Below are 16,927 nucleotides of genomic sequence, written 5' to 3' on the forward strand. Positions count from 1 at the left end.
CGTCAGGATCAGTAGCGGGCGCGGTCTTCCGGCGCCTTGAAGGATTCGGGCCGGCGCCGCTGCTTGGGCTCGGGCCGGTAGTGCTCGTCGACATAGGCCTGCAGCCACTCGCGCTGCTCGGGCGCCAGCGGCACGTTCTCGACGGTCTCGCCGGCATCGAGCCAGCGGCCAGCCTCGTTGTACGACAGCGTCACGGTCATCGGCACCGGATGGGCTTCTTCGCCATCGCCGTCATCCTCCGGCATGCGCCACAGCACGAACCAGCACGGCGTGGTCGAGGTCAGGTTCAGGTAATAGCCTTCGCCCTGGTCGCGGAACAGCGTCACCTCAAAGCCCGGGTACAGCCAGTGCGCGCCGTGGGCGTCATGCTCCAGGCACACGGGGTGCGTGCCGAACTCGCCAAGATCCGGCAGCACCGCGTCCAGCTCCCACTTCCACGGCTGCCAGCGGTTGGCCAGCGCGACCTTGCGCATCACCACCGCCATGGTGACGGCGGGGCGGGCTCCGGGTGCCGGCAGGTCTGGGGTAGGCTGGCTGTCCATAGTTGCTGCGCGCGGCGCGCCGCGCCCTCAGGTGTTTTGCACCACGATACTCGGGAACTTGCTGGTCATGTCGCGCGCCTTGTCGGCGACCTTAATCGCCACCTTGCGCGCGATGGCGCGGTACATCTCGGCCACCGGGCTGTCGGGCTCGGCCACCACGGTCGGACGGCCGGAGTCGGCCTGCTCGCGGATCTGCAGGTTCAGCGGCAGGCTGCCGAGCAGGTCCACGCCGTAGTCGGCGCACATCTTCTCGCCGCCGCCGTGTCCGAAGATATGCTCGACGTGGCCGCAGTTCGGGCAGCAGTAGACCGCCATGTTCTCGACGATGCCCAGGATGGGAATGCCCACCTTCTCAAACATCTTCAGGCCCTTCTTGGCGTCCAGCAGCGCGATGTCCTGCGGCGTGGTGACGATCACCGCGCCGGTGACCGGCACCTTCTGCGACAGCGTCAGCTGGACGTCGCCGGTGCCCGGCGGCATGTCGACGATCAGGTAGTCCAGGTCGTGCCAGTTGGTCTGGCGCAGCAACTGCTCCAGCGCCGAGGTCACCATCGGGCCGCGCCATACCATGGGGTTGTCCTGCTCGATCAGGAAGCCGATCGAGTTGGCCTGCAGGCCGTGGCCTTCCAGCGGCTCCATGGTCTGGCCGTCGGCGGATTCCGGGCGGCCGTCGATGCCCAGCATCATCGGCAGGCTCGGGCCGTAGATGTCTGCGTCGAGCATGCCGACGCGCGCGCCTTCTGCCGCCAGCGCCAGCGCCAGGTTCACGGCCGTGGTGGACTTGCCCACACCGCCCTTGCCCGACGCCACCGCGATCACATTCTTCACGCCCGGCAGCAGCTTGACCCCGCGCTGCACCGCGTGCGCGACGATCTTCATGGTGACGGCCACGCTGACATTGCTCACGCCCGGCACTTGCCGCACTGCAGCAACCACCAGCTTGCGGATCGGATCAAACTGGCTCTTCGCGGGGTAGCCGAGTTCGACTTCCAGCGAGACATCGCCGCCGTCGACACGGATATTCCTGGCCGATCGGGTGGACACCAGGTCCTTGCCCGTATTGGGGTCGATGACGGTGCGCAGGGCTTCGGTGACCTGCTCAGTGCTGACGCTCAAGACATACTCCGCTTCGATGATTGGGGGACTGGCGCATGGTGGCCTGCGCCTAATGTATCAAAGTATGCAGCACCGGCCATGAAGGCCGGAAATCCACGCGCAATACCCTGCATGGGGTGTGGGATTACAGACATTTACAAATCTCACAAGCTTGCACTTGTGCGCGCGCCGCCATATCCATATTGTAGTGCGGTTGGACGGTCCGGTACGTCGGCACCGCAGCCGGTGCCAGGACCGGCCGGGCCCGACGCGTACAAAAGGTTACCTGCCGCTAGCCTTGGCGTTACCATCGCGATGCGGTACCAAGAACATTTACGGGAACATCAGAAGGAGAAAGCATGAAGATCAAGCTCGTTACCGTCTCGCTCGCCGCTGCCACGCTGCTGGCCGCTGGTTGCGCCACTGAACAGCAGACCCATACGGCAGTCGGCACCGGCGTGGGCGCCGCGGTCGGCGCCGGGCTTGGCAACCTGATCGGCGGCAATACCACCGGCACGCTGGTGGGCGCGGCGGTGGGCGGTGCCATCGGCGGCGCAACCGGCTACAACTGGAACGCCATCCGCGGCAAGCTGAGCAAGGACACCGCGGGCACGGGCACCCAGATCACCGAGCAGCCGGATGGCACGCTGAAGGTCAACATCCCCAGCCAGGTGACTTTCGATACCGACAGCGCCACGATCAAGCCGTCGTTCCGCTCGGTGCTCGACCAGGTCGCGCAGACCCTGGGCCAGCACCAGGACGTGAGCGCCAACGTGGTGGGCCATACCGACAGCACCGGCAACCCCAACTACAACATGCAGCTGTCGCAGCGCCGCGCCCAGAGCGTGGCCGGTTACCTGGGTGATCGCGGCGTCGCACGCAATCGCCTGACCGCCGAAGGGCGCGGGCAATCCCAGCCGGTTGCGGACAACGGCAGTGAGGCCGGACGGGCACAAAATCGCCGCGTCGAAATTTTTTTGAAACCAATTCAAGGATGACCTAGTCATAGAAACAGGTGCCGCTTGCCACCGTTGCTGGCTCGCGATGGGTGGCTGACCTCCCGGGCGGTACCTGATTTCTCCTCCTTTTCCGTTGTGGAAAGCTGCGCCGGCTCTGACCGGCGCTTTTTTTTGGCCGAAGGGATCCGTGGGTTTCGCCATTCCGCCATGCGGAACCGGCGCGCAGGCGCTGGCCAGTTGCTAAAATAGCCCCTTCCCGGCACGCGCCCTTCCCTCCTGGCTGGCGCCGTCCCCCTGATATTTCCCCGCTCCTGACCGGCTCCTGTTTATGACCGCACGTCGCATCCTCGTCACATCCGCCCTGCCTTATGCCAACGGCCAGATCCATATCGGCCACCTGGTGGAATACATCCAGACCGATATCTGGGTGCGTTTCCAGCGCATGATGGGCAACGAGGTCTACTACGTCGGCGCCGACGACACCCACGGCACGCCGGTCATGCTGCGCGCCGAGAAGGAAGGCATCACACCCAAGGCACTGATCGACCGCGTCTGGACCGAGCACAAGCGCGACTTCGACAGCTTCCTGGTGTCGTTTGACAACTACTACAGCACCGACGCGGAAGAAAACCGCGAACTGTGCGAGAAGATCTACCTGGCCCTGAAGGCCGAGGACCTGATCGCCGAGCGCGAGGTCGAGCAGTTCTTCGACCCGGTCAAGAACATGTTCCTGCCGGACCGCTTCATCAAGGGCGAGTGCCCGAAGTGCGGCGCCAAGGACCAGTACGGCGACTCCTGCGAGGTCTGCGGCACCACCTACGTGCCGACCGACCTGAAGAACCCGTATTCGGTGGTGTCCGGCGCCACGCCGGTGCGCAAGTCGTCGGCCCATTACTTCTTCAAGCTGTCCGATCCGCGCTGCGAGACCTTCCTGCGCGAATGGGTGGCCGACCTGGCCCAGCCCGAAGCCGCCAACAAGATGCAGGAATGGCTGGGCGCCGAAGGCGAGGCCTCGACCCTGTCCGACTGGGACATCTCGCGCGATGCGCCCTACTTCGGCTTCGAGATCCCCGGCGCGCCCGGCAAGTACTTCTACGTGTGGCTGGACGCCCCGATTGGCTACTACGCCAGCTTCCAGAACCTGGCCGCGAAGCAAGGCATCGACTTCGACGCCTGGGTCGGCCCGCATTCCACCGCCGAGCAGTACCACTTCATCGGCAAGGACATCCTGTACTTCCACACGCTGTTCTGGCCGGCGATGCTGCGCTTCTCGGGCTACCGCACCCCGACCAATGTGTTTGCCCACGGCTTCCTGACCGTGGACGGCGCCAAGATGAGCAAGTCGCGCGGCACCTTCATCACCGCGCAGAGCTATGTCGACACCGGCATGAACCCGGAATGGCTGCGCTACTACTTCGCCGCCAAGCTCAACGCGAGCATGGAAGACCTCGACCTGAACCTCGATGACTTCATTGCGCGCGTGAACAGCGACCTGATCGGCAAGTACGTCAATATCGCCAGTCGCGCCGCGGGCTTCCTGGTCAAGCGCTTCGAAGGCAAAGTCGATGAAGCCGCGCTGGCCCACCCGCTGCTCGAGCAGCTGCGCCAGGCCGCCCCGCAGGTCGCCCACCTCTATGAAGCCCGCGAGTACAGCAAGGCGTTGCGCCTGGTGATGGAGCTGACCGACACGGTCAACGCCTTCGTCGACACCGAGAAGCCGTGGGAACTGGCCAAGGACGAAAACAAGCGCGCGGCGCTGCATGCGGCGTGCTCGGTCTCGCTGGAAGCCTTCCGCCTGCTGACGGTGTACCTGAAGCCGGTGGTGCCGAACGTGGCTGCCGGCGTGGAACGCTTCCTGAACGTCGAGCCGCTGGACTGGCGTGCCATCGACAAGCAGCTGTCGGCTGCCAGCCCGGTGCAGGCCTACCAGCACCTGATGACGCGCGTCGATGCCAAGCAGGTCGATGCGCTGCTGGCTGCCAACCGCGAATCGCTGCAGGCAACCGCGGCGCCGGCCGCCGCAGGCGCGGCAATCGAGCCGATCGCCGACACCATCACCATCGACGACTTCGCCAAGGTGGACCTGCGCGTCGCCAAGATTGTCGAATGCCAGAAGGTGGAAGGTTCGAACAAGCTGCTGCAGCTGACGCTGGACCTGGGCGAAGGCCGCACCCGCAACGTGTTCTCCGGCATCCAGTCGGCCTACACGCCGGAGCAGCTGGTCGGCAAGCTGACCGTGGTGGTGGCCAACCTGGCCCCGCGTAAGATGAAGTTCGGCGTGTCCGAAGGCATGGTGCTGGCGGCATCGGCCGCGGATGAGAAGGCCGCGCCGGGCCTGTATATCCTGGAACCGCACGAGGGCGCGGTGCCGGGCATGCGCATCGGCTGAAGCAGAGCACGCATCGCCGTTCCCCTCTCCCGCTCGCGGGAGAGGGCGGCAAATCCGCGGCAACACCATGTTCCGCGCGTCCCATCGGTAGCGACCCAAGGCCAGCCAGGCCTTTGGATCAACCCGCCACAGCGCCCGAGATTCTGCAATGCAGAACAGAACGGGCAGCACTTCCCCTCCCCCTCGCTCGCGCGCTATGCACGCGCGGCATGTCATACATGGTTCCGGCGCATCGCGCTTGTGACCCCTGGACGAGCCGCGTAGATTCCACCTCGCAGAATCACAAACCAAAAAACAGAAGCCGGCCACGCAACGCTGCTTGCGCGATGCCGCTTCGCATGGAAGGGGACATTTGTGAAGAAGCTCCTGATCGCCAATCGTGGCGAGATCGCGTTGCGCGTGCAGCGCGCCGCACGAGACCTTGGCATCGCCACCGTGGCCGTCTATGCCACCGACGACGATGCCAGCCGGCACCGCCTGCTGGCCGACGAAGCTGTCGCGCTGCAGGGCCAGGGGGCCGCCGCCTATCTCGACATTCCCGCCATCATCGCCGCAGCGCGCGCCACCGGCTGCGACGCCATCCACCCTGGCTATGGCTTTCTCAGCGAGCGCGCGGACTTTGCTAGCGCTTGCGCAGCCGCGCAGATCGTCTTTGTCGGCCCCGAGCCCGAGCAGCTGGCCCTGTTCGGCGACAAGGGCCGCGCGCTGGCGCTGGCCGCACGCTGCGGCATACCGGTGATGCCCGCCACTGCGGGCGGCGCCACGCTCGATGCAGTGACCGCCTTCTTCGACGAGCAGGACGGCGCCGGCGTGGTGCTCAAGGCGGTGGGCGGCGGCGGCGGGCGCGGCATGCGCGTGGTGCGCGAGCGCGACGCCCTGCCCGAAGCCTATGCGCGCTGCCGCTCCGAAGCGCGCTCGGCCTTCGGCATCGATGCCATCTACGCCGAGCGGCTGGTGGCCCGCGCGCGCCATATCGAAGTGCAGATCGCCGGCGACGGCCACCACGTGATCGCACTGGGCGAGCGTGACTGCACGCTGCAACGCCGTTTCCAGAAAGTGGTCGAGATCGCGCCCAGCCCGGCGCTCGATCCGGCGCTGCGCCAGCGCATTGTCGATGCCGCCTGCACGCTCGCGCGCGAAGCGCGCTACCACAGCCTGGGCACGTTTGAATTCCTGGTCGAAGAGCCCGAGGACGGCGCGCGCCGCGATGGCGCGGCCTTGCCCTTTGTCTTTATCGAAGCCAATCCGCGCCTGCAGGTCGAGCACACCGTCACCGAGCAGGTCACCGGCGTGGACTTGGTGGCCGTGCAGCTGGGGCTGGCCGAAGGCCGGCGCCTGGCAGAGCTGGGGCTGGACCCGCAACACCCGCCGCGCGTGCGCGGCTATGCCATCCAGGTGCGTGTGAATGCCGAGGCCACCGACGCGCAAGGGCTGGCACGGCCGGCACAGGGGCGGCTGGAGCGTTTCGATCCGCCCACCGGTCCGGACGTGCGCGTGGACACCCACGGCTATACCGGCTATGCACCGTCCGCGCACTACGACACGCTGCTGGCCAAGCTGATCGTCACCTCAGCCAGCGACAACTTCGCTGACGCAGTGCGGCGCCTGCAGCGCGCGCTGGGGGAATTCAATATCGGCGGCATCGCCACCAACCTCAACCTGCTGCGGGCGCTGGCCGAGCGCGAGGACTTTGCCAGCCAGCACGTGCATACGCGCTATATGGAAGCCGCGCTGCCCGCCCTGCTGGAACGCGCCGCGCAGATTGCTGCGCAAGACGCGGCGCGACAGGCCCTGGCAGGAGGCAGCGCCCCCAAGGTGGCGGCACCTTCCAGCACGGCAAGCTTCGAGGAGCAACTGGGCGAGGGCCTGTGCGCGGTGCGCGCGCCAATGAACGGACGCGTGATCGAACTGGCGCGCGAGAACGACCTGGTCAAGGCCGGCCAGACCGTGGCCGTGCTCGATGCGATGAAGATGGAACATGCCATCGTGGCCGAGCACGCGGGCCGCGTGATCGACCTGCGCACCGCCTCAGGTGAGCAGGTGGCCGAGGGCCAGGTCATGCTGGTGCTGGAGCCGGCCGACGCCGGCGCCCATGCCGATGGCGAAGCCGAGCACGCCGACCCGGCGGCGATCCGCGCCGACCTGCAGCGCGTGCTCGACCGCCATGCCTTCCTGTACGACGCGGCCCGCCCCGAGGCGGTGGCACGCCGCCATGCGCGCGGCCAGCGCACCGCGCGCGAGAACGTCGACGACCTGTGTGATGCCGGCAGCTTCCGCGAATACGGCGGCCTGGCGCTGGCGGCACAGGCCAGCCGGCGCAGCGAGGCCGACCTGATCGCCAACACCCCTGCCGACGGCCTGATCACCGGCACCGGCGCCGTCAACGGCAGCCTGTTCGCACCGGAGCGCGCGCGCTGCGCGGTGCTGGCCTACGACGCCACAGTGCTGGCCGGCACCCAAGGCAAGCGCAACCATATCAAGACCGACCGCATCCTGGAGGTGGCCCTGCGGAACCGGCTGCCGACGGTGATCTTTGCCGAAGGCGGCGGCGGCCGCCCGGGCGACATCGACTTCCCCACCGTGGCCGGCCTGTACCAGCCGTCGTTCGCCGCCTTCGCCGAGTTGAGCGGCGAAGTGCCGGTGGTGGGCATCGCCTCCGGGCGCTGCTTTGCCGGCAATGCCGCGCTGCTGGGCTGTTGCGACCTGATCATCGCCACGCGCAACGCCAATATCGGCATGGCCGGCCCCGCCATGATCGAAGGCGGCGGCCTGGGCGTGTTCCGCCCCGAGGATATCGGCCCGGCCACGGTGCAGTACCACAACGGCGTGGTTGACCTGCTGGTCGACGATGAGGCCGACGCCGTGGCCGCGGCCAGGCATTACCTGTCGATGTTCCAGGGCCGCGTCGACGACTGGCAGGCGCCTGACGCGCTGGCGCTGCGCCAGGTGGTGCCAGAGAACCGCCTGCGCGTCTACGACACGCGCGCCGCCATCGCCGGCCTGGCCGACGCGGGCAGCGTGCTGGAACTGCGCGCAGGTTTTGGCACCGGCATCCACACCGCACTGGCGCGCATCGAAGGCCGGTCCGTGGGCATTCTCGCCAACAACCCGCGCCACCTCGGCGGCGCCATCGATGCCGATGCCGCCGACAAGGCCGCCCGCTTCATGCAGGTGTGCAATGCGCACGGGCTGCCGATCGTGTCGCTGATCGACACCCCGGGCTTCATGGTGGGCCCGGAGGTCGAGGCCCGCGCCCAGGTGCGCCATGTGTCGCGCATGTTCGTCGCCGGCGCCAAGCTGCGCGTGCCGTTCCTGGCGGTAGTGCTTCGCAAGGGCTACGGCCTGGGCGCGATGGCGATGGCCGCGGGCGGCTTCCGCGCGCCGACCTTCACGGTCTCGTGGCCGACCGGCGAATTCGGCGGCATGGGCCTCGAGGGCGCGGTGCGGCTGGGTTTCCGCAAGGAGCTGGAAGCGCTGCCGGCCGGTCCGCAGCGCGATGCGCTGTACCAGCAGCTGGTGGCGCAGATGTACGAGCGCGGCCATGCCATCAACGCCGCGGCGGCACTGGAACTCGACGCCGTGATCGACCCCGCCGCCACCCGCCAGTGGGTGGTCAGCGGGCTCGAGGCCGGCGCCGCCAATCCCCATCGTCCGGTACGCACCTTCGTCGACGCCTGGTAGGCACGGCGGCAGACAGAACCAGAGCGAAAGCAACAGGAGACAGCAGATGAACGAACAGGCGTTCTTCGAGGACCTGGAAGCCCGGCATCGCAAGATCTGGCCCGCCGGCCTGCCCGACGCACCGGTCTACCCCCATGGCGAGGCCCCGCTGGGCGACTATCTGCGCGCGTGGGCGCGCAAGCGCCCGGACCACCCCGCGCTGGTCTGGTACGGCACCACCGTGACCTACGCCGAGCTCGACGACCTGTCCGAGCGCTGCGCCGCGCTGCTCAAGGGCCGCGGCGTGGGCGCGGGCGACCGGGTGGCGGTGATGATGGGCAACTGCCCGCAGTTCCACGTGGTCTTCTACGGCATCCTGAAGCTGGGCGCGGTGTATGTGCCGGTCAACCCGCTCTTCAAGGAACAGGAGCTGGTCTATGAGCTGAACGATGCCGGCGCCACCACCGTCATCGTGCAGGACCAGCTGGCGCCGCTGCTGATGTCAGTGCGCGCGCAGACGCTGCTGCATACTGTCTACACCACCAGTGCCGGCGCGATGCTGCCGGCACAGCCGGACCTGCCGCTGCCAGCGGGCCTCGACGCGCCCCCGCTGGCCGTGGAAGGCGCCATCGACCTGCTGCAGGCGCTGCGCGACACCGAGCCGGTCGCACAACCCCCGGCCGACATGGACACGCTGGCCGCACTGAACTACACCGGCGGCACCACCGGCCTGCCCAAGGGCTGCATGCACACGCAGCGCGACATGGTCTACACCGCGGCGGCTTCCTACGCGCTCACCGGCGGTGTCGATGCGGAACGGCTGGCAGAAGGCTCCGGCGACGTGATGCTGAACTTCCTGCCGATGTTCTGGATCGCGGGCGAGAACCTCGGGCTGATCTACCCGATCTTCAGCGGCGCGACGGTGGTGCTGCTGGCGCGCTGGGACCCGGTCGCGGTGATGGCCGCGATCGAGCGCTATCGTGTCAACCGCACCTTCGTGGTGGTGGACAACGCGGTCGAGCTGATGAACCACCCCGAATGCGGCCGCTACGACCTGCGTTCGCTGCAGCACACGCGCGCCGCCTCGTTCATCCGCAAGATCACCCCCGACATCCGCCAGCGCTGGCACGCGCTGACCGGCAGCATCATTGCCGAAGGCGCCTGGGGCATGACCGAGACCCATACCAGCGACACCTTCACCACCGGCATGCAGGACGACGATATGGACCTGCGCGGCCGCCCGGTGTTTGTCGGCCTGCCGGTGCCGGGCACGCGCATCAAGATCTGCGACTTCGACACCGGCGCGGTGCTGCCGGTCGGCGAGGAAGGCGAGATCGTGGTCAGCACGCCGTCGCTGTTCAAGGGCTACTGGGGCCGCCCCGACGTGGATGCTGAGGTGTTCCGCGACGGCTGGTTCCGCACCGGCGATATCGGCGCCTATGACGAGGCGGGCTACCTGCATTTCCTGGGACGACGCAAGGAGATGCTCAAGGTGCGCGGCATGAGCGTGTTCCCGTCCGAGCTGGAGGTGCTGCTGTCACGCCATCCGGCGGTGCTGGGCTCGGCCGTGGTGGGCCGCCCCGACCCGGACAAGGGCCAGGTCCCGGTGGCCTTTATCCGCCTGCGCCCCGAGCATGCCGACGGCATCACTGCCGACACGCTGCATGCATGGTGCCGCGAGCAGATGGCGGTCTACAAGGTGCCCGAGATCCGCATCCTGCCCGAGTTCCCGCTGACCGCCACCGGCAAGGTGCGCAAGGTCGAGCTGCAGGCCTTGCTGGATACCGAGGCCGGCGGCTGAACGGGACCGCTGTCGGGTAGTACCGCCGTACCGGACGAGGACGCCGCGCGCGCGTCCCGCACGCCTGCGCGTCGAACAAGCGCGGCTGGCATGCAACGGCACAACGAGGGAGCCAACGGTTATGCAGGACCGATCCACCGGCAATGCCTTCAAAGAAGACCGCCACTTCGTCACCGCGCTGGCGCGCGGGCTGGAAGTGCTGGCCTGCTTCCGCACCAGCGACCGCGTGCTGGGCAACCAGGAAATCGCCCGGCGCTGCGGGCTGCCCAAGTCGACGGTATCGCGCCTGACCTCCACCCTGACGCGGCTGGGCTACCTGGCGCAGGCCGAAGGCAGCCACAAGTACAGCCTGGGCACGGCCTGCCTGCGGCTGGGCAGCGCCATGCTGTCGCGGCTGGACATCCGCAAGGTGGCGCGACCGCTGATGCAGGAGCTGGCCGACTTTTCCGGCGGCACGGTGTCGCTGGGCACGCGCGACCGCTTCTCGATGATCTATGTCGAGCACTGCCGCAGCTGCGCAGCGATTGCGCTGACGCTCGATACCGGCTCGCGCATTCCCGTCGCCACCTCGGCCATCGGCCGCGCCTGGCTGGCGGTGGTGCCGGACCAGGAGCGCCAGGCCTTCATGGAACAGGTGCGCGACGTCGACGACATGGCGTGGCCGCGCCTGCGCCAGGGCATCGAGCAGGGCCTGGCGGACCACCTCACCCTGGGCGTGACCTGCTCGATGGGCGACTGGCAGCCGGACGTCAACGGCATTGCGCGCGGCTTCGAGCCCGGCCATGGCATGCCGCCCATGGCCATCAACGTGGGCGGACCGTCGTTCCGCCTGTCCCCGTCATTCCTGCTCGACGAGGTGCGCCCGCGCCTGCTGGAGGTGGTACGCCAGCTGGAAGGCAGCTTCCCGCGCTGAGCGCATCCGTTGTTCTCACCAACAGCGCCGCCACGAGACGGCGCAACAGGAGGAGCACCATGCAAGTGAAGTTGACCGGCGCCGCCCGGCGCCGCCTGCTGGCCGGCATGCTGGCCGCCGCCATCCCCGCGGCTCACGCCGCACCGGCCGCACCGGCCGCGCCGGCCACCGGCAGCCTCACCGTCGCCTTCGGCGCGGAATCGACCACGCTCGACCCGGTCAAGATCTCGGCCGGCGTCGACCACTACTTTGTCGGCCAGATCTTCGAGATGCTGGTGCGCCGCAATGCCGCGCTCAAGGACGAGAACTGGCTGGCGGAGAACTGGAAGCTGGAAAACGGCAAGGACGGCAAGCCCGTGCTCGACGTGCAGCTGCGCAAGGGCGTGCGCTTCCACAACGGCGACCCGCTGACGTCCGAGGACCTCGAGTTCTCCTGGCAACGCCAGCGCGACCCCAAGAGCAGCTTCTTCTCGCACTATGTCTCGTCAATCGAGCGTTTCGAGATCGTGGACGCGCACCGCTTCAAGCTGCATTTCAAGGAGCCGGATGCGCAGTTTATCGTCGGCAACATGCAGCTGTGGGCCATGCCCAAGAAGTACATCCAGAAGGTCGGCGAAGAAGAGTTCGCCCGCAAGCCGGTCGGCACCGGGCCGTGGAAGTTTGTCTCGCGCACGGTCAAGGACGAGCTGAAGCTGGAAGCCTTCGACGGCTACTGGAACAAGGAAAAGCGCCCGGGCATCAAGGACCTGACCATCAAGGTGATCCCGGAGGACCTGACCCGGGTGGCGGCCTTCAAGACCGGCAAGGTCGATTTCATCGACAACGTGCCGCCGTCGATGGTCGAGGAATTCAAGAAGATGCCGGGGGTGAAGACCGTCACGCTGGTGAGCGGCAACAACCTCTTCCTCAATTTCAACACGCAGATGCCGAAGTCGCCGTTCAACGATGTGCGCGTGCGGCAGGCGGCCGCGCACGCCATCGATGTCGACGCCATCATCAAGCGCGTGCTGTTCGGCCAGGGCGAGCGCTATGCGCAGGTGGGCAAGGAGTCGAATGGCTACGACCCCGAGCTCAAGCCCTACGCCTTCGACCAGAAGCGTGCGCGCGAGCTGCTCAGGCAGGCGGGCTATCCCAATGGCTTCGAGACCCCCTGCTACAACCTCACCACGCCGCGCGAACCGGGCGTGAAGGAAGTGGGCGAAGCCATGTATGCCTACCTGAGTTCCGTGGGCATCCGCTGCCAGGTGCGCAACCTAGAGTACGGGGCCTGGATCAGCCTGGGCAAGCGCGGCCGCTCGGGCCCGCCGGAGATGGACGGCGTGCTGAGCTGGATGTGGTCGCAGGGGCTGCCCGGCGACCCGGGACTGGCCTGGTCCGGCCATTTGCACAGCTACCAGGGCGGCGGCGGCTGGGGCACCTATTCCTACACCAGCGACCCCGAGGTCGACGCGCTGCTGGAGAAGCAGCGCCAGACCATGGACCCCGCGGCGCGCACCGCGCTGCTGCGCCAGATCGCGCGGCTCAAGCAGGAGCGCGTGCTGGGCGGCCTGCCGACCTACCGGCCGCTGGTGACCTTTGCCTGGCGCGACAACAAGATCAACTACGTGCCCTGGCCCATCCGCGACTACTGGCGCTCATTCCAGGAAGTCAGCTGGAAGCAGTGATCCGCCGCCGCGCCCGGCGCCCGAGCCGGGCGCGGCATTCCCGCTGACAATTCTCCGACGGAGCCTGTCATGCCTATTGCAAAACGCCTGCTGCACGGCCTGATCAGCATCCTTGGCGCGAGCGTGATCATCTTCCTGATCTCGCGCCTGTCCGGCGACCCGCTTGCCCTGTTGTTGCCGGCCGACGCGCCGCCGCAGGTGATCGAGGCAACGCGCCGCCATCTCGGCCTGGACCAGCCCCTGGTGGCGCAGTACCTGGTCTTCCTCGGCCATGCCGTCACCGGCGACTTCGGCAACTCCTACCGCTGGCAGGAACCGGCACTGGGGCTGATCCTGGAGCGGCTGCCGGCCACGGTGGAACTGGCGCTGGCCGCGCTGGGCTTCTCGATTGCGATGGCGGTGCCGTTCGGCGTGCTGTCGGCGGTCTACCGCGGCTCCTGGTTCGACCGCTTTGCCAAGGTCTTCGCCATGCTTGGACAGGCCATGCCCAACTTCTGGGTCGGGCTGCTGCTGATCCTGTTCTTCGCGGTGCAGCTGAACTGGCTGCCGGCGTTCGGGCGCGATTCGTGGAACAGCCTGGTGCTGCCCGCGATTGCGCTGGGCTGGTATCCGGTGGCGGCGCAGACCCGCGTGGTGCGCTCGGCCATGCTGGATGTGCTCGACAGCGACTACATCCGCATGGGCCGCGCCATGGGCCTGCCCGAGCGCGTGCTGATCTGGAAGTACGCGCTGCGCAACGCGGCCATTCCGCTGGTGACCATCCTCGGCGTGTACTTCGCGGCGATGCTGGGCGGCGCCTTCGTGGTCGAAGTCATCTTCGCCTGGCCAGGCGTCGGCCGCACCGTGGTCGAGGCCGTGTTCGCGCGCGACTTTCCCGTGGTGCAGGCGGGCGTGATGCTCACCTCCGTGCTGTTCGTGCTGTCCAACCTGATGGTCGACCTGAGCTACGGCCTGATCGACCCGAGGATCCGCCATGCCTGAGATCGCCGTTCCTCCTGCCAGCGCCCCGGCGGCGCCGGCCCGCAAGCGCCAGCGGCGTGACCTGAGTGGCCTGCCCTGGTTTGCGCTGGTAATCTTCCCGGTGCTGCTGGTCTGCGCCGTCGGCGGCGAGGCGCTGCTGCCGCACGACCCCAATGGCCTCGACCTCGGCCTGGCCTTCCAGCCACCGGCCTGGCTGGCGGGCGGCAGCTGGGCCTATCCGCTGGGCACCGACAACATGGGGCGCGACCTGCTCTCGCGCATCATGGCCGGCACGCGCATCTCGCTGGTGGTCGCGCTGTACGCCATCCTGATCTCGGGCGGCATCGGCACCGCCGCCGGCATGCTGGCCGGCTACTTCGGCGGGCGCCTGGACGCGCTCATCATGCGGCTGGTCGATATCCAGATGTCGATCCCCGCGCTGGCGCTGGCGCTGGTGCTGGCCGCGGTGCTGGGCCCGGGCTTCAACACCGTGGTGCTGGTGATCGTGGTGACCTACTGGACCTGGTACGCGCGCATCGTGCGCGGCGAGGTGATGTCGCTCAAGCAGCGCGACTACGTGGCGCTGGCGCGCGTGGCCGGCTGCGGCACGCTCACCATCTTCCGCCGCCACCTGCTGCCCAACCTGCTCAACACCCTGCTGGTGCTGGCCACGCTGCAGGTTGGCCAGGTGATCATCTTCGAGGCCTCGCTAAGCTTTCTCGGCCTGGGCATCCAGCAACCCGATGTGTCGTGGGGGCTGATGCTAGCCGATGCGCGCAACTACATCACCAACGCGTGGTGGGCCATCACCATGCCCGGACTGGCCATCATGGCCACCTGCCTGGCGTCCAACCTGCTGGGCGACTGGCTGCGCGACCACTTCGACCCGAAAAGGAGGCAGCTATGACCGGCCCCGACCCGCACGTGACGCAACGCCCGTCGCCAACGCCAGCTGCCCAGAATTCCCTACGCGGCGCGCCCATGCTGTCGGTACAGGGCCTGACCACGCACCTCGAACTGCGCCGCGGCACGGTGCGCGCCGTGGAAACGGCGTCGACCTGCACGTGCATGAGGGCGAGACCCTGGGCGTGGTGGGCGAATCCGGTTCCGGCAAGTCCATGACTATCCTGTCGATCCTGCGCCTGCTGCCGCGCCAGGGCGGCGTGCAACTCGGCGGCAAGGTGTTGCTCGATGGCGTGGACCTGCTGCAGCTGCCCGAAAAGACCATGAGCACGCAGTACCGCGGCCGCAAGATCGCGATGATCTCGCAGGATCCGCTGACCTCGCTGAACCCGGTCTTCACGGTGGGCGACCAGGTCGGCGCGCCGCTGCGCTACCACGGCCGCGCCGACAGCCGCGAGGCGCGACGCCGCCAGGTGGTGCAGGTGCTGGACAGCGTGCGCATCCCCTCGCCCGAGACGCGGCTGGACGACTATCCGCACCAGTTCAGCGGCGGCATGCGCCAGCGCGTGGTAGCCGGCATGGCCATTGCCAGCGCGCCGCGCCTGCTGGTGGCGGACGAGCCCACCTCGGCACTGGACGTGACCATCCAGGTGCAGATCATGGCGCTGTTCCGCAAGATCCAGGCGCAGACCGGTGTCGGCATCATCCTGATCACGCACGACCTGGGCGTGGCGGCCAGCATCTGCCACCGGGTGGCGGTGATGTACGCCGGACGCATTGTCGAGACCGGCGACGTGCGCACGCTGTACCAGCGCCCCGCCCATCCCTACACGCAGGCCCTGCTCCAGGCCATCCCCCACTTCGGCGAAAAGCGCGAGCGCCTGTACGCCATCCAGGGCAGCCCGCCCAGCCTGATCGACCCGCCGCACGGCTGCCGCTTCGCGGCGCGCTGCCCACACCGCAAGCCGCTGTGCGATGACGCCTATCCCCCCGAGATCGAACTTGAATCCGGCCACAAGGTCAGTTGCTGGCTGGCGTCGGCCGGCCAAGAACCCAGGAGGCAGCCATGCTGCTCGAAGTCGAAAACCTAAAGAAGCATTTCCCCGCGCGCGGCGGCGGCACGGTGCGCGCCGTCGACGGCGTCAGTTTTGCCGTGGATGCCGGGCAGACCTATGCGCTGGTGGGCGAGTCCGGCTGCGGCAAGACCACCATCGCCAGGCAGCTGCTGCTGCTTGAGCGCCCCAGCGCGGGCACCATCCGCTTCGACGGCCAGGACGTGCTGGCGCTGGACCGCAAGGGCGTGCTGGGCTACCGGCGCCAGGTGCAGGCGGTGTTCCAGGATCCGTCCTCGTCACTCAATCCGCGCCTGAAGGTCAGCATGCTGCTGGCCGAGCCGCTGCTTGCGCACGGCCAGGGCGGCGACCGCGCCGCGCTGCGCCGGCGGCTGCTGGAGCTGCTGGAGATCGTCGGCCTGCCGCCCGGCGCGCTTGACCTCTATCCGCACGAGTTCAGCGGCGGCCAGCGCCAGCGCATTGCCGTGGCGCGCGCGCTGGCGCTGCAGCCGCGGCTGATCGTGCTGGACGAGCCCACCTCGGCGCTGGATGTCTCGATCCGGGCGCAGATCGTCAACCTGCTGTCGGATATCCAGCGCAGCTTCGGCCTGGCCTATGTGGTGATCGCCCATGACCTGGCGCTGGTGGAACATTTCAGCTCGGCCGTGGGCGTGATGTACCTGGGCAATATGGCCGAAAGCGGGCCCAGCGCCGCGGTGTTCAGCGCCCCGCGCCACCCCTACACGCAGGCACTGCTGGGCTCGGCGCCGCGTCCCGACCCTGACCACCAGCCGGCCGAAGGGCTGATCCTGGGCGATATCGGCTCGGCGCTGAACCCGCCGGCGGGCTGCAAGTTCCATCCGCGCTGCCCGCGGGCGGTGCCGGCCTGCGCCACCGAGATCCCCCGCATGCTGCGGCTGGACCCGGCCGCCGGCTCAGCCGCGCCGGTGCACGTGGCCGCCTGCCACCTGCTCCACTGAGGGCCTGGG

The 16,927-nt window shown here is 68.1% G+C and carries 12 protein-coding genes; 10 read left to right on the forward strand and 2 right to left on the reverse strand.

All coding sequences use genetic code 11. The annotated features are described in order from the left end of the window. Window positions 1–8: 8 nt before the first annotated feature. Together KB879_RS26910 and apbC are read right to left on the reverse strand one after the other, a co-directional pair. Complete coding sequence (locus KB879_RS26910) at window positions 9–542, reverse strand: DUF3305 domain-containing protein (protein WP_035816578.1); 534 nt, start codon at window positions 540–542, stop codon at window positions 9–11. Between the two features lie 27 nt (window positions 543–569). Then, window positions 570–1,658: an iron-sulfur cluster carrier protein ApbC gene (gene apbC, locus KB879_RS26915; RefSeq protein WP_013952601.1), complete on the reverse strand. Its 1,089-nt coding sequence runs from the start codon at window positions 1,656–1,658 to the stop codon at window positions 570–572. A 338-nt stretch (window positions 1,659–1,996) separates the two neighbouring features. Here apbC and KB879_RS26920 point away from each other — a divergent pair, with 338 nt between their 5' ends. The 10 genes from KB879_RS26920 (at window position 1,997) to KB879_RS26965 (ending at window position 16,918) form a co-directional block, all read left to right on the forward strand. After that, window positions 1,997–2,635, forward strand: a complete 639-nt coding sequence (locus KB879_RS26920) for an OmpA family protein (RefSeq protein WP_211980172.1) — start codon at window positions 1,997–1,999, stop codon at window positions 2,633–2,635. Between the two features lie 289 nt (window positions 2,636–2,924). After that, window positions 2,925–4,985 (forward strand): methionine--tRNA ligase, encoded by a 2,061-nt coding sequence (gene metG / locus KB879_RS26925; protein WP_153953796.1) that lies wholly within the window; start codon window positions 2,925–2,927, stop codon window positions 4,983–4,985. Between the two features lie 354 nt (window positions 4,986–5,339). Continuing rightward, window positions 5,340–8,666, forward strand: coding sequence for a carboxyl transferase domain-containing protein (locus KB879_RS26930; protein ID WP_211980173.1), 3,327 nt, complete (start codon window positions 5,340–5,342; stop codon window positions 8,664–8,666). A 46-nt stretch (window positions 8,667–8,712) separates the two neighbouring features. Next, window positions 8,713–10,446 carry an AMP-binding protein gene (locus KB879_RS26935; protein ID WP_153953794.1) on the forward strand — a complete coding sequence of 578 codons (1,734 nt, stop codon included), beginning with the start codon at window positions 8,713–8,715 and terminating at the stop codon, window positions 10,444–10,446. A gap of 121 nt (window positions 10,447–10,567) precedes the next feature. Then, on the forward strand, window positions 10,568–11,359 hold the full coding sequence (locus KB879_RS26940) for an IclR family transcriptional regulator (RefSeq protein ID WP_013957784.1): 792 nt from the start codon (window positions 10,568–10,570) through the stop codon (window positions 11,357–11,359). 59 nt (window positions 11,360–11,418) lie between these two features. Next, window positions 11,419–13,023, forward strand: a complete 1,605-nt coding sequence (locus KB879_RS26945) for an ABC transporter substrate-binding protein (RefSeq protein WP_013957785.1) — start codon at window positions 11,419–11,421, stop codon at window positions 13,021–13,023. Between the two features lie 69 nt (window positions 13,024–13,092). Further along, window positions 13,093–14,004 carry an ABC transporter permease gene (locus KB879_RS26950; protein ID WP_013957786.1) on the forward strand — a complete coding sequence of 304 codons (912 nt, stop codon included), beginning with the start codon at window positions 13,093–13,095 and terminating at the stop codon, window positions 14,002–14,004. Next, window positions 13,997–14,890 (forward strand): ABC transporter permease, encoded by an 894-nt coding sequence (locus KB879_RS26955; RefSeq protein WP_013957787.1) that lies wholly within the window; start codon window positions 13,997–13,999, stop codon window positions 14,888–14,890. Before KB879_RS26950 ends, KB879_RS26955 begins: the two co-directional genes overlap by 8 nt. Before the next feature lie 157 nt (window positions 14,891–15,047). Further along, the gene (locus KB879_RS26960; RefSeq protein ID WP_249221201.1) at window positions 15,048–15,977 is read left to right on the forward strand and encodes an ABC transporter ATP-binding protein; all 930 of its coding nucleotides are present in this window, start codon (window positions 15,048–15,050) and stop codon (window positions 15,975–15,977) included. Further along, the gene (locus tag KB879_RS26965) at window positions 15,953–16,918 is read left to right on the forward strand and encodes an ABC transporter ATP-binding protein (RefSeq protein WP_013957789.1); all 966 of its coding nucleotides are present in this window, start codon (window positions 15,953–15,955) and stop codon (window positions 16,916–16,918) included. The genes KB879_RS26960 and KB879_RS26965 overlap by 25 nt, the downstream gene beginning before the upstream one ends. Window positions 16,919–16,927 lie beyond the last annotated feature (9 nt).

Origin of the sequence: Cupriavidus sp. KK10, assembly GCF_018223725.1 — a bacterium.
Classification (GTDB): domain Bacteria; phylum Pseudomonadota; class Gammaproteobacteria; order Burkholderiales; family Burkholderiaceae; genus Cupriavidus; species Cupriavidus necator.